The organism is Imperialibacter sp. EC-SDR9 (genome assembly GCF_902498805.1).
GTDB lineage: Bacteria > Bacteroidota > Bacteroidia > Cytophagales > Cyclobacteriaceae > Imperialibacter.
Map to the genome: position 1 here is coordinate 95,578 of NZ_LR701637.1, position 15,318 is coordinate 110,895.

Genomic DNA, 15,318 nt, shown 5'->3' on the forward strand with positions numbered 1-15,318 from the left:
GACTCAGAAAGAATAGGCACAAGAAGAAGTAATTTACTTTTTAAAACGGAATCAGTGTGAGCAATGAATTAATAATAAATTCGACTCCACAGGGATCCCGGATTGCCTTACTAAGAGACAAGCGATTGGTAGAGTATCATCAGGAAAGTGATGATCATCAATTTAATGTTGGAGATATATATTTAGGCACTGTAAAGAAAATCGTACAGGGCCTAAATGCTGCTTTTATTGATGTCGGCTACGAGAAAGATGCATTTTTGCACTATCTCGATTTAGGCCCGCAAGTGCAGTCGTTGAATAAGTTCACACGGCTTGTGCTTACAAACAAAAATATAAGCCACAAACTGGCAGGCTTTAAACCCGAAAAAGATATTGATAAGCTTGGCAAAATCAGCCAGGTACTTACCAAGGGTCAAAAGATACTTGTACAGGTTGTAAAGGAACCAATCTCCACAAAGGGCCCCCGGCTTTCTTGTGAATTGTCCCTTGCGGGACGGTACTTAGTTCTTGTACCATTCTCAAATACTGTCAATGTTTCCAAGAAAATTGACAGCAGCGATGAGCGCAAACGACTTGTTCGTTTGGTATCGTCTATTAAATCCGAAAACTTTGGTGTTATCATCAGGACTGTCGCTCAGGGCAAAGATGTTGCTGAGCTCGACAAGGACTTAAGAAACCTTGTTTCCATTTGGGAGGAAGGGATGAAAAACCTGAAGACAGCCCAATCGAAGGACAAGATCATCGGCGAAATGAGCCGGACAAACTCTATTCTGAGAGATGTCCTCAACGAGTCGTTCGATGCTATCCACATCGATGACAAAAAGACCTTTGCAGATGTCCGTGCCTACGTTAACAAGATAGCTCCCGACAAAGAAAAAATCCTCAGACAATACACCGGTAAGGTTAAAATATTTGAGCATTTCCACGTAGAAAAACAGCTCAAGATGTCATTTGGCCGTTCCGTAAGTGTAGCCGGAGGAGGCTATTTAATCATCGAGCATACAGAAGCGCTTCATGTAATTGACGTTAACAGCGGCAACAAGTCGAACGCCGAAGAGGATCAGGAGTCAACCGCTCTGCGGGTAAACATGGACGCAGCGTCGGAAATCGCCAGGCAACTTCGCCTGAGAGACATGGGCGGTATCATCGTGATAGATTTCATTGACCTCAAAAAGCAGGATAACCGGAAGAAGGTTTATGAGAGGATGAAGCAGGAGATGAGCACCGATCGCTCCAAGTATACAGTGCTTCCCCTATCAAAGTTTGGGCTGATGCAAATTACCCGGCAGCGGGTAAGGCCGGAGATGAATATCAGCACGAGAGAGGTTTGTCCTACGTGTAATGGTACCGGCAAAATCACGGCGTCAGTAATAGTGGCCGATCAGATTGAGAAAAACATAGAACACATTTTTGGCAAGCAAAACGAGAAGAAGCTAACCATTAGCCTTCATCCGTATCTTTATGCCTATTTCACCAAAGGGATTTACTCCAAGAGAGTACAGTGGTTCATGAAGTACTACAAGTGGGTTCACCTGATCGAGGACTCCTCACTAGGCCTGACGGATTTCCACTTTGTTAATTCTACAGGAGAAGAAATAGAGCTGGTTTAAAACTTTAAACCGAGCTCCAATTGGAAGTAATCGCTCTTGACAATAGGTTTTGCGTCAAGAGCGATTGTTTTTGAGGCCATATTGGTCAGGCCCCGGTTGTAGCTCAAGCCCCCAAACACAATAGTGGATATTCCAAGTTCCACTTCTGTACCAACCCCAAGCACTGCCGACGCATCCACTGGCAAAAACTTCTCTATGAATACATAGTCATTGTTTTCAGGCGAGTCAAATATCTTGACGTCGATCATGGCACCCACATGAAAATATATTCTGCTGCCAGGCAGGTAGTCATCCGTATAGAGTTTTAGCAATGCGGGAATCTGGAGATACTGTATTTTATACTCTTCGGTGGCGTTGGTATATGATCCGCCGTTTTCTCCGGCAAAATTGATCCCAACACTTTTTGGCGCAAAAGCAAGCCCGGTTGTGAAACTGTAGGTATCTGTGAAGGCAAACTCTGTTACTATACCCAGTACCATTTTGAAGGTTGCCTGCTGTGGCGATAGAATCAACGTGTCCGACAAGCTTGATACCCGGTTGATATTGTAAGAGGGGGAAAACCTGAGCCCGATTTTCACCTGAGAAAAGGCAACACCAGAAATGAGACAAAAAATAGAAAGGATAAAAATTCTTTTCATAAATGATCGTTTCTTTACGCAAAGGGGCAAAGTTGCTAGCCTTGCTGAAAAATACTTTAATTCAAGGTATCCCAGTTTTTTCAAAGAGGGATAATCAATAGTTTTAGTCCAAAGTTGATACGATGAATCGAAATTATGCATTTCTACTCATTTTCTTTGCCTTCGCTGCTTGCGAAAACAAGGAATGTGAGATCGATCCCGAAATAGCTGCAATACCCATGGAGGTTTCCATTGAAAGGAAGGAAGTTCCGCTATTTGAGTCCACTACTTCTGGTGAGGTGAGAGCGTTCCTTGAGGGCAATCCGACGTTAGCGGACTATTTTTTGGATGCCAATCAGTATCCGTCCGACAGTGTGCTGGCCAATCAAATGATCAGGCTAATCCCTCACCTCGACTCTTTGCAAATGGAAGTCGACAGGAAATTTGGAGACATAAGTTGGTTGGAGTCGCAGTATGTTTCTGCTTTTCAACACCTCAAATATTACTACCCAGCCGCTAAAACACCGAAGGTACAAACCATGGTCACGGGTTTTTACCGGGACATCTATTTTTCGGACAGTCTGCTGGTCATCGGGCTGGATTTTTTCATCGGAAACGACTCAAAGTACAAACCGGACAATGTACCAGCCTACATTGCCCGCCGTTTTAAGCCGGATTATATAGTTCCAGCTTCGTTTTTCTTTTTATCCGACTACTACAACAAGGTCGACTACGGGGATAACACGTTACTCAATGAAATGATAACCGCAGGGAAAACCTATTATTTTACGGAGCGAATGGTGCCGTGCGCACCCGATTCTATTATCATCGGGTTTTCTGAGGAAGAGCTGCGAGAAGTGCACAAGAATGAGGACGTCGTCTGGGCGAATTTTGTGCAAAACCAGCTGTTGTATGAAACCGAGCCAAAGCTCATCAACAAGTTCATGGGCGAGCGGCCAAATGTGTATGAGATAGGAGAGAAATGTCCCGGCCGTATCGGTGCCTGGGTGGGCTGGGAAATTGTGAGGTCTTACATGGAAAACAACCCAAAAGTTACCTTGCAGGAACTCATGGAGGAAGATGATCCGAAGAAGATTTTTACCCTATCTAAATACAGGCCGAATCCACACTAGCGGCTGATGAACGTTAGCCACTTTGGAATCTGTTTGTCAAGAGCATAGCTCTTTTGAGCTAGTTCCTGGGCATTTTCGCCCATTTTTTTAAGTGTATCATCCGCCTGAAGCGATGCCCAGTTGACATCAAAAAATGATTGGGGATCAAAAGGGCTGTAAACAACTCCGCATTTTTTATCTATGATTTCATCACCGATCCATCCGCCGAAATTGCAGAGGATGGGTTTTCCAATTGCCAGAGCATCGAAGTACTTGTTCGGACTACCCGTCCATAACTTGTCATATGGCCCAAAAGACAAATAGGCCATTGAAGCACTTTTGAGCACATTTATAGCGGTCGGCTTAGCGGAGTGCGGCAAAAGGGAAACATTAGAAAGCCCTCTTTCGGCGATCATTTTTTTGAGCAAGGGCTCCTCCGCACCTTCACCCATAATAATGCATCGGAAATTCTTCAAACCTCTTTTTTGAGCTTCGTCCGCCAAATCAATCAGGTAGCTTAGGTGGTTTGCTTTGCCCAAAGTGCCCATATAGGCGACTGTAAAACTGTCCGTCCGTTCTTTCTCATGCGAGGGGGTGTTGGTAAGAGTAAGGTCAGAAAAATTAGTGACGCATATAGTTTTTTTTCCGTAGCCCAGGTCGTTAAAATAGTCCAACATTGCCGGGCTCATGGCCACAATGCCTTTCGCCGATTGGTAAATGGAGAGCTCCAGGCTCTTTAGGATTCGAATCAATAGCGGACTGCGCAAATACCCCATTTGTACTGGTACATCAGGCCAAAGGTCGCCGACTTCAAAAAAATAGGGAATACCTCTTGTCCAATGTATCAGTTTCGCCAACATGCCTACGCTTAGTGGCGTGCTGATGGCGTAAATGAAGTCTGGTTTTTGCAGTGAGTTTACCTTTCGCAAGGCGAAAAACGAAAACCGCAAAAACGACCAAACCCTCTTGCCGACAGTTAGCTCATTAGAATAATGAATAGGAAGGTGGTGAACTGAGTACCCGTTTACTGATATCGTCTTTTTCTCCCCTTTGTTCCAGGTAGTCACTACCTCCACCTCATGCCCAGCCTCTTTCAAAGCCCTGCATAAGTACCATGAACGAATACCACCGCCCTCTTCAGGTGTTTTGTAGTATTGATGAAGAAGGACAACCCTCATGGCTCAGCGTTGTTTCAGGGAGCTTTCGTAGTAGCTACAAAAGGAACTGATGGCACAATCCTCGCATTTGGGAGTGCGGGCCAGGCACGTATATCTGCCATGAAGAATCAACCAGTGGTGGGCTTTTGGAATGTGTTCTTCAGGAATGTATTTTACAAGCTGTTTCTCTACTTCGAGTGGTGTGTTGGCAGATTTTGTCACTAGCCCCAGCCGCTTCGATACCCGAAAAACATGGGTGTCTACAGCCATTGTAGGCTGATTGTATATCACCGATGCTATAACGTTAGCAGTTTTTCTCCCCACACCCGGTAGGGTTTGAAGATCCTCGATTGTACCCGGAACTTCCGAATTGAAAGTTTCCACGAGCTTTTTCCCCAACCCAATCAGGTGCTTGGTCTTGTTATTGGGGTAAGACACACTTCTGATATAGGGAAAAAGCTCGTCGAAAGTAGTGGCGGCCAGGTGGGCAGGCGTCGGGAAATCCTTGAAAAGAGCAGGCGTTACCAGATTGATCCTTTTATCTGTGCACTGGGCACTCAGAACCACTGCCACCAGTAACTCGAACGGGGTGCCATAGTGCAACTCCGTTTCTGGCTCTGGGAAGTGCTCAGTAAAGAAATTTATAAAAGCCTCGTAGCGCTCCTTGCGTGTCATTAGCCTCTCACTATTTAGCGATAGACTGCAAATTTAGTTCTTTGGCTTTATCAAGGATGTTTTTTACCGAGTTTTCAGAGGGAAAATAGTCGACGCAGCTAAGCTGCTGAGTGATTTCAATCAGCTGAGCAAACTGCTCCTGCACTTCGCTATCACATAGCAAGGCACTTTCGATTTCATTATTTTCTATTTCTGAAGTCTCTCCATATACATACCGTATCAGGTCATTTTCTGTAAATGTTTTTGTCATAGGCTATACTTGTTTGCTGCATTCTCTTTCTGAGATTAATGAGGGCATACCGCATTCTGCCTAGAGCGGTGTTGATACTAACACCCGTTGAATCAGCAATGTCCTGAAAGCTCATCTGCATGTAGTGACGCATAATCAATACTTCCTTTTGAGCTTCGGGCAATTCCTGTATCAACTGCCTGAGCATTTGATGGGTTTCCATCTTAATCTGCTTATTTTCGATCGGGTCTTCAGCAAACTCAAGGGTGTTGAATACCTTCGAGCCATCCTCCATTACTACCACAGGGTAGCGTTTCTCCTTTCGAAAATAATCTATGGCCAAATTATGGGCTATTCGAAGCATCCATGGCAGAAACTTTCCTTCTTCATTATACCGGCCAGACTTAATCGTCTTAACGGCCTTTATAAATGAATCCTGCAATAAATCTTCAGCCACATAACGGTCTTTTACAATTAAATAAATCGTTGTATAAACTCTGTTCTTGTGCCTGTTTAACAGTGTACTAAAGGCTTCTTCGTCCCCGTTTCTGTACAGCGTTACTAATTGGCTGTCACTAATTTCATTCTTGCTCATCAAACTTCACTTTTAGTAACGTAGAGGTTTATGCCATATTGTAACAGTTAGAGGTTTAAAGTGGTTAATTCTATGTGCTTCGTGCACTATTATTTCTATGTTAAGATGTGAATTTTAGTCATTCATTTCCGCACATAAAAATTTTTTGCACAAAAGTTTTGTATAGATAATAATGTGTGGATAAGCTTCGTTTATCTTGGTTTACCTTAAATGAAACAATTGAACTGCAATTCACCATTATAGACTTAAGTTTGCGTTGTAATACCCCCCGGAATAAATGGAAGTAAGCATATTGAATGACAAGGCAGTAGCCTTTGATGACCTTGACCCACGTAAGTATATCATCATAAAGGGTGCCAAAGTAAATAACCTGAAGAATGTTAGCGTCGCCATTCCGAGAAACAAGCTTGTGGTCATCACCGGCCTGTCCGGCTCCGGGAAGTCTTCTCTGGCATTCGACACTCTTTTTGCGGAGGGGCAAAGAAAATATGTAGAAAGCCTTAGCTCCTATGCCAGACAGTTTTTAGGTCGGATGGAGAAGCCCGAAGTGGAGTACATAAAAGGAGTTTCCCCGGCGATTGCTATCGAACAAAAGGTAAATACCCGTAATCCAAGGTCGACTGTTGGGACAACAACGGAGATTTACGACTACATGAAGCTGTTGTTTGCCAGGATAGGTGTGACCTATTCGCCGGTAAGTGGTGAGGTGGTTCGAAGAGATTCGGTTACCGACGTAGTGGACTGGATATATAGTCACAAGGCTGGGGCGAAGCTGGTAATCACTTGCCCGTTGCGTTTGAAAACGGAGAGGAGCCTGGATGATGAATTTCGGATTTTGCTTAGTAAAGGGTACACCCGATTAGTTCTCGATGGAGAGATACTTCAAATAGAGGATTTGGTGGAGAAAAAAGAGGGCCTCGAAAAACCCGAGAAACTTGAAATACTTATCGACCGGGCGTCGGCACAGCCCGAAGATGAAGATAACCAGTATAGGCTTTCAGATTCTATACAAACAGCTTTTTTCGAGGGAGAGGGCACCTGCTATGTGGATGTGATAGGAGTCGGGAGACGTGAATTTTCAGATAAGTTCGAACTTGATGGTATTCGATTTGAAGAGCCGAGTGTTAATCTGTTCAGCTTCAATAATCCATACGGAGCCTGTAGAACCTGCGAAGGGTTTGGGAAAATCCTTGGTATCGACGAAGACCTGGTAATTCCAGACAAGAGTCTGTCTGTGTATGAAGGGGCGGTGGCCCCGTGGCGTGGCGAAACCATGCAAGCCTGGGCACAACCCCTTTTGAAAAACGGAATTAGGTTTGACTACCCCATCCACAGACCTGTTAATGAGCTCACGGCCGAACAGTATCAGCTCTTGTGGACTGGCAACAAATACTTTGAAGGCCTTCATGCTTTTTTTAAATACCTGGAGGGCCAGACTCACAAGATTCAGTACAGGGTGATGCTCAGCAGATACAGAGGCAGAACAGTGTGTCCTGACTGCAGAGGTACCAGGTTGCGAAAAGATGCGGCCTATGTGAGAATCGATGGCCACTCTATCACTGACCTCGTGCTGATGCCGGTTTCACAGGTGCTGCAGGTTTTGCAGGGCCTTGCACTTTCTGATCACGACAGAAAGGTGAGCAAGCGCATATTAACAGAGATAATCAACAGGCTGACTTACCTGGATCAGGTAGGCCTCGGTTATTTGACTCTCAACCGCTTAACCAGCACACTTTCGGGAGGCGAATTTCAACGAATAAAGCTGGCTACGTCACTCGGCAGTGCACTGGTGGGTTCCATGTATATTCTGGATGAACCGAGCATCGGCCTGCACCCCAGAGACACCTCAAGGCTTATTGAAGTGCTGCTGACCCTTCGTAATCTGGGCAATTCGGTAATAGTAGTAGAACACGAGGAGGAGGTGATGAAAGCCGCCGACCAAATCATTGATATTGGGCCTGGGGCTGGCAGCCATGGAGGCGAGCTTGTGTTTCAGGGCGACTGGGCGGAGATACTAACAGAGGAAGTATCTCATACGGCTCGCTTTCTGAATGGCAGGGATGTGATTGAGGTACCCAAGAAGAGACGAAAGTGGAATGAGTCGGTATTGATTTCCGGAGCCAGAGAGAATAACCTCAGGAACGTGAAGATGGAGCTGCCACTTGGCGTGATGACGGTGGTGACTGGGGTCAGCGGCTCAGGCAAGTCTACGCTGGTAAAAAGGATTCTTTACCCGGCGATAGGGAAGATACTCGGCACTGTGAACGAGGCCACCGGCAAGTTTGATAAGCTCGAAGGAGATTACAAACGGATTACACAGATAGAGTTCGTAGACCAGAACCCCATCGGCAAGTCGTCACGATCCAATCCTGTGACTTACGTGAAAGCGTACGACGTGATCCGACAACTATTCTCCGAGCAACCGCTTGCTAAGCAAAGAGGGCTGAAACCTGCTAGCTTCTCTTTCAATGTGGAAGGTGGCCGTTGTGAAACCTGCCAGGGAGAGGGGGAGGTAAAAATTGAAATGCAGTTCATGGCAGATATTCGCCTGTTATGTGATACTTGCCATGGCAAGCGCTTCAAAGACGAGGTGCTCGAAGTAAAATACAAAGACAAGGACATTGCCGAGGTGCTTGACTTGACGGTGGAAGAAAGTATAAACTTTTTCTCAGACAAACCGGGAATAATCAACAAAATGAAGCCATTGTTCGAGGTTGGACTTGGCTACGTGAAGCTCGGTCAGTCGTCGAACTCACTTTCTGGTGGTGAAGCGCAGCGAGTTAAGCTGGCTTCTTTCATCGGAAAGCGAAATGCTGGCAGCAGCGAGCACATTCTCTTCATTTTTGACGAACCCACCACTGGCCTTCACTTTCATGACATCAAAAAACTACTGGATGCTCTCAATGCTTTGGTGAACCAGGGGAATTCAGTGTTGATTATCGAGCACAACATGGAGATTGTGAAAAATGCCGATTGGATCATAGATATTGGCCCGGAGGGAGGAATTGATGGAGGCATCATTGGCTTCGCTGGTTTGCCGGAAGACATGGTAAAGCTGAAGGGTAACCACACAGCTCAATATTTGAAGGAAAAGCTTAACTAAGAGTCTGATGAAAGCCATCACATTTCAGGGAAAGGAGAAGCTGAGCTTTGAAACGGTAGCGGATCCAACGATCATTCAACCAACAGATGTGATTGTAAAAGTAGCGCTCACCGCTATTTGCGGCTCTGATTTGCACGTGTACCGGGAGCACGAAAAAGGCCTGGACTACGGCACTGTCATGGGCCATGAGTTTTTCGGGGAGGTGGTGGAGGTTGGAAGTGCTGTCACTGGCCTTAAAAAAGGCGACAGGGTGGTAAGCCCTTTCACGACGAGTTGTGGTGTATGTTATTTCTGCAAAATCGGTCTTACATGCAGATGCCTGCAAGGGCAGCTTTATGGTTGGGTAGAGCACGGCCATGGTCTTCATGGCGCACAAGCTGAGTACGTTAGAGTGCCACTTGCCGATAGTACGTTGGTTAAGTCCCCCGAAGGTCTTAGCGAAGAACAGGTACTGCTCACCGGCGACATCTTCAGTACAGGTTATTTTTGTGCCGAAAACGCCGGCGTCAGGCCAGGTGGAAGATATGTGGTGCTGGGGTGTGGCCCTGTTGGGCTGATGGCTATTCTGGCAGCAAAAATACAGGGAGCTGACGAAATTTGGGCTGTGGATAGCGTGCCCGAGCGCCTGGCAATCGCTCAAAGGTATGGAGCCGTAGCGGTGGACTTGTCAAAAACCGATGCTAAGCAGTTTATTCTTGAGCAAACCAATGGAATTGGTGCCGACGCTGTGATGGAAGTTGTTGGGAATCCTTCGGCGCAGCAACTGGCTTTTGATGTGGTGCGCCCCGGCGGAATTATTTCATCTGTGGGCGTGCATACGGCCAGTAACTTCACCTTTTCGCCGGTTGATGCTTACAACAAGAACATCACCTATAAAACCGGAAGGTGCCCTGCCAGGCACTACATGTCAAAATTGCTTCCTTTGCTTGGCAGTCAGCAAATTGACCTGTCGGCTATTATCTCTCACAGGCTCCCCTTAGCGCAAGGGGTAGAAGGATACAGAATTTTTGATCAGAAGCTGGATAAGAGCTTAAAGATCATTCTGGACAATTGATTATCTGGTGAGATCCAGAAAGATGTCACCCATCAATACCAACTGTATATGGTCATCGGACTTCTCTTTCATTAAGTAGGCTATTCCATGTAAATCGCCTTCATTCAACAGCTCCAGCGTATCGTTCCTCATAGCCCATTTTTGCGAGTGCTCAAGTGTGTCTGCCGAAAATATGCAGCCAGGGTAACCATAGGCCGTGATAGTTACTTCATCGTTGTTGAATTCAATCCACCCTTCCATGGTCATGGCGATGTCATCGCTCACATCGGGGAAGGCTTCTTTGCTTGTCGTCCAGTTAGCTTTCCATTTCCCCTGAAGGGCCTTTTGGGTTTTGTCACCTTCAGAGCAGAAGGTAAGGGTAAGGGCAACAAGTACGACAGCGTATGTTAAAAGACGGCGCATATAGTTTTGGTCACAATTGGATGAACGAAATTATAAAAATGGAATTGCTTTTGCACTCATCTATTTTAGTCCCTTGGCAGTGTGATGGGCAAGAGCCATGATGCTCAGCATGGGGTTTACACCACTGGCCGACGGGAAAGCTGATCCATCGCCAATGTAGATGTTGGGCACTTCATAGAGGCTGCCATCAGGCGCTGTTGGGTGCGTCTTTTTATCTTCCCCCATTCGGCAGGTGCCCATTTGATGCGCACTGTACAGCGAAAATTGATTTGGGCGCCAACCCCAGACCGGCAGGTTGTGGATAAATTTCTCAAGATCGGCTCTTTTGCCTGTATTATTAAAGCGATGATTACCGAAATGCGGATAGATGATCTGCTCGCAGTCATTGGCAAAATGGAGCCGGCTCGCTTCTTCCATCCCGTTAATGAGGTGCTTCAAATCGAATCCATGAAGTTTGTAATGCACAATCGGTTGGCCTTCCTTGTCGATAGTGATGTATCCAGGAAACTTGTCTCGTACAATGGCTATGAAAGAAGCAATGTGCGATGCATTCAACATGTCTTCTTTGAATTGGCGGGCACCTGACCAGGGAAGAGACATGGCAATGAGGCCGGGATGAGTGGGCGGTGTTTCAAGCTTGAAGCCGTAGTTGCCGTCCAACCGGGCGAATTGATCATTGACAACAGACATCATTGGCCCAAACCAGGCTTCTGATTTTTGTGTGTAGATGGAACTAATACCTACAGTAGGGTGAAGGTAAAGATGCCTTCCTATGTGCTCATGCTTGAGCCCACTTCTTTTCAGCAGCGCTGGTGTCTGAATAGCCCCGGCGGCAACTACAATTTTTTTTGCTTGTATAAAGACCTTTTTCTTGTGGCCCTTTGGTGAATAGTAAACCGCTTCTGCCCCTATTGCTCTTCCATTTTTAATGGCTATCTTTTCAATTTGGCACTGCGAAAGAAGGCGGGCACCGGCAGTTGTCGCTTTTCGAATATAGGTTTGAGCAGTGCCTTGTTTGATCCCGTACCTGTCGCCCAGGCTGCTAAAGCCCAGCTTTTGAAAATCTTCTACAGTTGGCCGCCGCTCATTTCTTGGAATGAGTTCAACCTGCTGACCTAGTTTCCTGGAGCCGTCCAACAGAAGCTGATTTTGCAGGTTGTGAAGCGAGTAGTTGGTGTTAACACCTATTTCTGCTACTACAGCATCTAAGCTGGCCTGAAACGACTGGGCGGTTAGAAAAGGTACACCATGTTCGCTGGCCCATTCCTGAAGAATATAGTCAGGGGTCCTGAAGCTACCAGCCCAGTTGACGGTAGTGCCGCCTCCTACGCAACTACCAGCAAAAATACTCACCTGCCCGTCGGAAGACGTGATGGCACCCTTTCCGTCATACAACGTCTCAATCATCTTTCCTTCTTCCTGAGTGAAGTCAGCGCCGTGGAGGTAAGGGCCTTTGTCGGCGATGATAACGTCTTTGCCTGAGCCTGCCAGCTCACCTGCTATCACACCACCCCCCGCACCGCTACCAATCACGAGTAATTCGCAGGTTAAGCTACTGTCATTGTCAATCTGCAATACTGGAAGTCGGGGGAGTTTGTCCGCATCGTCCAGCAGTGGCCCGGGATACTGAATGGCCTTGAAGTCGGGGTGGTAACCATCTTCGGTGGAGCTGAAATAGATGAAAGTTGAAAGTTTTTTGAGAGAAGAAAATGCCTTCCGGAGCTTTTTTACAGGGCTATTGGACCAGGTGATGAAAAGTTTTTCTCTTTGTTGAAAAGTCAGGTCCAGAAACTTCTTCATAGGCCCCGCCCAGGTCATGCCCAGCAGGTTACTGTCTAATATTTTCAGTAGTTGATTAAATTCCTCTCGTGCAGGCCGGGGCTGGGAGGCTATCACCTCTGCAATTTTGCCTGGGGAAACCCTGTCAGCTCCTTTCGAGGCCCAAAAACCTTTGTGCTCGCCACTGGTGGTGTCGGGAGCGATGAAAGTGTTGGCCACTTCCTCCAAAATGTTGCACTGTCTTTCTGTAAGCTTCATTTCAGAAATACTTCATAAGGATATTGAGAATCCGTTTTTTTGCGGCAGTATAAGGCGGGTAAAGCAATTTGGCTGAGGTGAAACCGACCCTTTGTTTCAACCAGGCTTTTTCATTTGAAAAGGCCAGAAACCCAAAATGTCCATGAGACTTACCGATGCCACTTTCGTTCACTCCACCGAAGGGAAGGTGCGGCTGCTGAAATTGGACTACCACATCATTGACGCACGCCGTTCCTGACGAGGTTTCCAGTCGGTATCTTTTTTGAATGCCCTTATCGTTCGAAAACAGATAAAGCGATAGGGCTTTGGGCTGTCCGTTTATATATTGGATGACCTCGTCGTGGTTTTTGAAAGTATTAACCGGAAGTATTGGGCCGAAAATTTCTTCTCTCATTAAGGTGGTGTGAAGAGGCACATTGTCGAGAACTGTGGGAGAAATGAAGTTTTCGGTTTCATCAACGTCGCCACCGTAAATAAGGCTGGCTCCGTCCTCTATGGCCGTGCTCAAAGCCTGACAGAGCCGCTGATAGTGCTTTTTATTGATGATTCGGGCGTAACTAGGAGATTCTTTAAAATCTTCGCCGGGTTGTTTGAATAGTGTTTCCAGAAAATATTTCAGGTGTTCCAAAAACGGCTCCTTTACACTCTCGTGAATGAAGAGGTAGTCGGGTGACACACAAGTTTGGCCACAGTTAAGAAGTTTTCCCCAGACGATTTTTTCGGCAGCGTCTTTCAAATCTGCTGTTTTATCAATTACAACGGGAGATTTACCTCCCAATTCAAGTGTCACCGAGCTTAGGTTTTTGGCTGCTGCCTCCATCACTATTTTGCCTACAGCCGAGCTTCCGGTAAAAAAAATGTGATTGAATGGCAGCCGAAGAAGTTGTTGGGTTACTTCAGGCCCACCCTGATACACCGCCACTTCCCCCTGGGGAAACAACTCGCCTACCATTTTCGCAATAAGCTTCGAGGTGTTGGGAGTCAATTCAGATGGTTTTAGAATAGCGGTGTTGCCCGCAGCAATAGCCGAAACCAACGGCCCTATGCATAAATTGAACGGATAATTCCATGGAGAAATAATTAAGCAAACGCCTTTCGGCTCGTAGACGACAGATGCAGAAGAGCCGAAATAGGTTAGCCCGGCAGGCAATGATGTAGGTCTTGTCCATTTTTTAAGACTTTTCAGTGCCAGATTGATGTCTGCCAGCACCACAAAGGTTTCAGAGAGGTCAGCTTCAAAGCCAGGCTTTTTGAAGTCGCTGTATACGGCATCACGAATTCTCGCCTTGTTGGCAAGTATCCAGGCCTTGATCTTTTTCAGCCGGTCAATTCTCAGCTTGTAGCTTTCTTTCCTGAGCAAAAGAGCTTTCTGTGACTGTTGCAAAAAGACCTCGGACAGATCAAAGTCAAGCGTTTTTGTTTGGTGTTTCTCGTCTATCAATTTCAGGTGGTGTTAATCCTTACTAACAAATTACCACAAATAAGCCTCATTGTCTACCGGAAGATAATCAAAAACTATTTGTGGTAACATTAACGTAACATTGAACAATGTGTGGCATCAAATCAAAGGACATTTATCCACTGCTCCGACGAATTCGTCGAAAAAAGCTGAGAGAGGCGTACGTTATATTAATTTAATGTTAACTTTATGTTATGTCGTCTCGTATTTAGATAAGACTTAACAGAAAATAACTGATGAGTGCAAGGATTTACACACTTATTCTTCTAACCGGATGGGCTTCAATAGGCTTCGGTCAGGGGATTAGTGTGTCTGATTTGCGCTTTCATTCAGAGTTTGAAGAAAAGGTACTGTTCAATACCTCCAGCGAACCAGCTTTGGGTTTGTTACTGGTTGCCGATGAGTCAGTTGATCAACAACGTGCCGAATCTGACTTAATCACCTACGAAACCAATCTTGCTTTCTATCAAAGTCAGCAACGGAAATACAAGAGCGAAGAACAGTTCTTGAAATTCTTTTTCTACAGGGTTCACCGGAAGGAGCTGAAAAACTATGAGCAGTATGTGAGTCTCGCAGATCAATTCGAGACCGGACAGTATGATTGCCTCACTGCTACATCGCTTTACTTTTTGTACCTCACTGATTTGGGGTACGAGGTAAATTTGGTGGAAACGGATTACCACATCTATTTAAAGATCAATACAGCAGGGAAAGACTTCTTGCTTGAATCTACAGACCCTATTGCCGGGTTTATTTCTTCTCAAAATGAAATACAGGAGAAGGAAAGAGAGTATCTCAGCGCACAGCGTCAGAGCATATCGGGCATTTCGTCGAACACCAGAAGCGGCCAGAAAAGCTATATTCAGAACAGCATGCTTACCAAAAAGCAGTTAGCTGGGCTTAACTACTACAACAGGGCCATTGCAGCCTGGAATGCCAAAGAGATCGTAAAGGCTGTTGCTTTGGTAGACAAGTCATATTTTCTTTACCCGTCTGATCGTATTTCGAATGTAAGAGATTACTTCCGGGGACAAAGCGAATTGCTTGCTAGTAAATAAAGTGCCGCCGTAAGGTTAAGCTCCTTGCTTTAGTCAACCCCTGGACTGCCTCTCAAGCCCCTCCCATCAGGAAATTTTGCCTCCCTCTATCGAGACAATATGTATCTATGACTGACATTTCTTAAAACGATGATACACCTAGCATTTGAAAAGTTCCCAGGAAGTGTTTTGAGGGGGCTGCGGTGAGTTAGATTTTGGTAAGAATCTCAG

General features: G+C 45.9%; 13 protein-coding genes. 5 read left to right on the forward strand and 8 right to left on the reverse strand.

Annotated elements, in window-relative coordinates; genetic code table 11:
* Positions 1-56: 56 nt before the first annotated feature.
* Complete coding sequence (locus GC130_RS25865; RefSeq protein ID WP_152001272.1) at positions 57-1,610, forward strand: Rne/Rng family ribonuclease; 1,554 nt, start codon at positions 57-59, stop codon at positions 1,608-1,610.
* On the opposite strand, the gene GC130_RS25870 is transcribed toward GC130_RS25865, so the two are convergent.
* A complete protein-coding gene (locus tag GC130_RS25870) occupies positions 1,607-2,248 on the reverse strand; it encodes an outer membrane beta-barrel protein (protein WP_193218022.1) in 642 nt (213 codons plus the stop codon). The genes GC130_RS25865 and GC130_RS25870 overlap by 4 nt on opposite strands.
* Before the next feature lie 122 nt (positions 2,249-2,370).
* Here GC130_RS25870 and GC130_RS25875 point away from each other — a divergent pair, with 122 nt between their 5' ends.
* The gene (locus GC130_RS25875; protein ID WP_152001274.1) at positions 2,371-3,360 is read left to right on the forward strand and encodes a gliding motility lipoprotein GldB; all 990 of its coding nucleotides are present in this window, start codon (positions 2,371-2,373) and stop codon (positions 3,358-3,360) included.
* On the opposite strand, the gene GC130_RS25880 is transcribed toward GC130_RS25875, so the two are convergent.
* Genes GC130_RS25880 through GC130_RS25895 form a run of 4 tightly spaced genes read right to left on the reverse strand, consistent with a single transcriptional unit; the run spans position 3,357 to position 5,995 of the window.
* Positions 3,357-4,517 carry a glycosyltransferase family 4 protein gene (locus GC130_RS25880; RefSeq protein ID WP_152001275.1) on the reverse strand — a complete coding sequence of 387 codons (1,161 nt, stop codon included), beginning with the start codon at positions 4,515-4,517 and terminating at the stop codon, positions 3,357-3,359. The genes GC130_RS25875 and GC130_RS25880 overlap by 4 nt on opposite strands.
* Before the next feature lie 3 nt (positions 4,518-4,520).
* Entirely contained in the window at positions 4,521-5,171 is a 651-nt protein-coding gene (nth, locus tag GC130_RS25885; RefSeq protein ID WP_152001276.1) for an endonuclease III, read from the reverse strand.
* Between the two features lie 10 nt (positions 5,172-5,181).
* On the reverse strand, positions 5,182-5,421 hold the full coding sequence (locus tag GC130_RS25890) for a hypothetical protein (protein ID WP_152001277.1): 240 nt from the start codon (positions 5,419-5,421) through the stop codon (positions 5,182-5,184).
* Positions 5,396-5,995, reverse strand: coding sequence for an RNA polymerase sigma factor (locus tag GC130_RS25895; RefSeq protein ID WP_152001278.1), 600 nt, complete (start codon positions 5,993-5,995; stop codon positions 5,396-5,398). Before GC130_RS25895 ends, GC130_RS25890 begins: the two co-directional genes overlap by 26 nt.
* Before the next feature lie 277 nt (positions 5,996-6,272).
* On the opposite strand from GC130_RS25895, the gene uvrA reads away from it, so the two are divergent.
* Both uvrA and GC130_RS25905 read left to right on the forward strand, forming a co-directional pair.
* Complete coding sequence (gene uvrA, locus GC130_RS25900) at positions 6,273-9,098, forward strand: excinuclease ABC subunit UvrA (protein ID WP_152001279.1); 2,826 nt, start codon at positions 6,273-6,275, stop codon at positions 9,096-9,098.
* Between the two features lie 7 nt (positions 9,099-9,105).
* Entirely contained in the window at positions 9,106-10,152 is a 1,047-nt protein-coding gene (locus GC130_RS25905; protein ID WP_152001280.1) for an alcohol dehydrogenase family protein, read from the forward strand.
* Here GC130_RS25905 and GC130_RS25910 read toward each other — a convergent pair whose 3' ends face one another.
* The 3 genes from GC130_RS25910 to GC130_RS25920 are packed head-to-tail and all read right to left on the reverse strand — an operon-like array spanning position 10,153 to position 14,032.
* Positions 10,153-10,554, reverse strand: a complete 402-nt coding sequence (locus GC130_RS25910) for a hypothetical protein (RefSeq protein ID WP_152001281.1) — start codon at positions 10,552-10,554, stop codon at positions 10,153-10,155.
* A 60-nt stretch (positions 10,555-10,614) separates the two neighbouring features.
* Entirely contained in the window at positions 10,615-12,591 is a 1,977-nt protein-coding gene (locus tag GC130_RS25915; RefSeq protein ID WP_152001282.1) for a GMC family oxidoreductase, read from the reverse strand.
* Between the two features lies 1 nt (position 12,592).
* A complete protein-coding gene (locus GC130_RS25920; protein ID WP_226940612.1) occupies positions 12,593-14,032 on the reverse strand; it encodes an aldehyde dehydrogenase family protein in 1,440 nt (479 codons plus the stop codon).
* 254 nt (positions 14,033-14,286) lie between these two features.
* Between GC130_RS25920 and GC130_RS25925 the strand changes: the two genes are divergently transcribed.
* Complete coding sequence (locus GC130_RS25925) at positions 14,287-15,108, forward strand: hypothetical protein (RefSeq protein WP_152001284.1); 822 nt, start codon at positions 14,287-14,289, stop codon at positions 15,106-15,108.
* Positions 15,109-15,318: the final 210 nt, after the last annotated feature.